Source organism: Paraburkholderia sediminicola, assembly GCF_046027355.1.
Taxonomy (GTDB): Bacteria; Pseudomonadota; Gammaproteobacteria; order Burkholderiales; family Burkholderiaceae; genus Paraburkholderia; species Paraburkholderia sediminicola_B.
The window spans coordinates 1-1285 of sequence record NZ_JAQQEK010000108.1 but is presented as its reverse complement, the minus strand read 5'-3'; the positions used below and the strand labels follow the sequence as shown (position 1 = coordinate 1285).

At 63.7% G+C, this 1285-nt stretch carries 1 pseudogene; it reads left to right on the top strand.

Annotation, left to right across the window (positions count from 1 at the left end):
• Positions 1-1285 (top strand): annotated as a pseudogene (locus PQR42_RS45465) (RHS repeat-associated core domain-containing protein); the annotation flags it as partial.

Here is a 1285-nt window from a genome sequence, read left to right as displayed (position 1 = left end):
TGACGGTCGCGTACGGCAGTTCACGATGATCGCCGGCCTTTATCGGCTGACCCGCGTGCAGGACCGCAATGGCAACACGGTGGCGATCAACCGGAACAGCACTACCGGTGCGATCACGGGCATCACCAGTCCCAATGGACGTACGCTGACGTTCGCGTCAATCGTGGGTGCGCGCGGCACGCCACTGATCTCGCGCATCACCGACCCGCTGAACCGCCAGGTGAACTACCAGTACGACAGCCAGGACCGCCTCACGCAGGTGACGGATGCGGGCGGCGGCGTGTGGAAGTACGGCTGGGACATGAAGAGCCGTCTGGTGAGCGTGACCGATCCCGAAGGCAACCAGCAGATCGTCAACACCTACGACGACAGCGACCGCGTGACCGCCCAGAAGCTCGCTGACGGTAGCACGTTTGGTTTCGCCTACACGGTGACGGACGGCAAGATCACGCAGACCGATGTGACGGACAGACGCGGCAGCATCCGGCGCGTGATGTTCGACGCAAACGGACGGGTGGTGAGTAACACATACCCGGTGGGTCAACCGGTCGCACAGGTGCAGACCTTCACGCGCGATGCAAATGGACGCGTGACGAATCTCACCTCGACCGATCGCCAGTACACGTACACCTATGACGCGAATGGCAACCGCATCAGCGAGGCCGATCAATACGGTGCGTTGGTGACGCTTACTTTCGACAGCTATAGCCAGCTGCTGACGCAAGCGCAGGCCGGCGACCCGCAGCGCGGCGTGAACACCGTCTACACATACGACGTAAAGGGCAATCTGCTGACGGTGACCGACCGGCTGGGCAACCGCACCACGCAGACGAACGACAACCAGGGCCGCCCGCTTACGGTGACGGACGCCCTCAAGGGCGTGACGAAGTTCACCTATACCGGCGCGGACCTCACGGCGATCACCGATCCGCTAAATCGCACCACGCAGTTCACGACCGACGCCGCAGGTCGGGTGACGGCGGTGCAGGGCCCGCTGGGCGACAGCACGGCACGAACGCTCGACGCGCTGGACCGTACGACCAGTGTCACCGATGCGCTGGGCGGTGTGACGCGCTTCACGCGGGACCGCAACGGCCATCTGCTTGGTGAGACCGATCCGAAGGGCGTAGCCACGCTTTACACGTACAACGCGATTGGCCGCCCGGTGAGCAAGACCGATCCGCTGGGCCACAGCGAGACGTATACGTGGAACAGCGCCGGACAGATAGCGTCGGTGACCGACCGCAAAGGCCAGGTGACGACTTACACCTACGACGCCGCAGGG